Origin of the sequence: Streptomyces sp. SID12501, from assembly GCF_010550245.1 — a bacterium.
In the GTDB taxonomy this organism is placed as follows: domain Bacteria; phylum Actinomycetota; class Actinomycetes; order Streptomycetales; family Streptomycetaceae; genus Streptomyces.
Map to the genome: position 1 here is coordinate 1 of NZ_JAAGLU010000838.1, position 414 is coordinate 414.

Consider the following 414-nt stretch of genomic DNA (forward strand, 5'->3'; position numbering starts at 1 on the left):
CGGCACCGCGGTCGCCGACGGCCCCGTGCCCGAGCGCTGGGCGGCCGACGTGGCCGACGTCCCCGTCCTGTCCGACAAGGTCCCGGGCCCCGAGGCGCTGCTCGGGTCGGAGCCCGACCTCGTGTACGCCGGGTGGGAGTCGAACCTCACGGCCGACGGCGCGGGCGACCGCGCGTCGCTCGCGGCGCTCGGCATCGCCACGTACGTGTCCCCCGCGGCCTGCAAGGAGCCCGGCTACCAGCCGGACCCGTTGACGTTCGACGACGTGTTCGGCGAGGTCCGCGAGGTCGGCGCGGTGCTGGGCGTGCCCGACGCCGCCGAGGCCGTGGTCGCCGAGCAGCAGGGCGTGCTCGACGCGATCGAGCCGGTCGACGGCACGACCGCCGTGTGGTGGTCGTCGGGCGGCGACACGCC

Annotated in this window: 1 pseudogene; it reads left to right on the top strand. The window is 77.1% G+C overall.

Annotated features, from left to right (window positions below):
• Positions 1–414 (top strand): annotated as a pseudogene (locus G3I71_RS48725) (hypothetical protein); the annotation flags it as partial.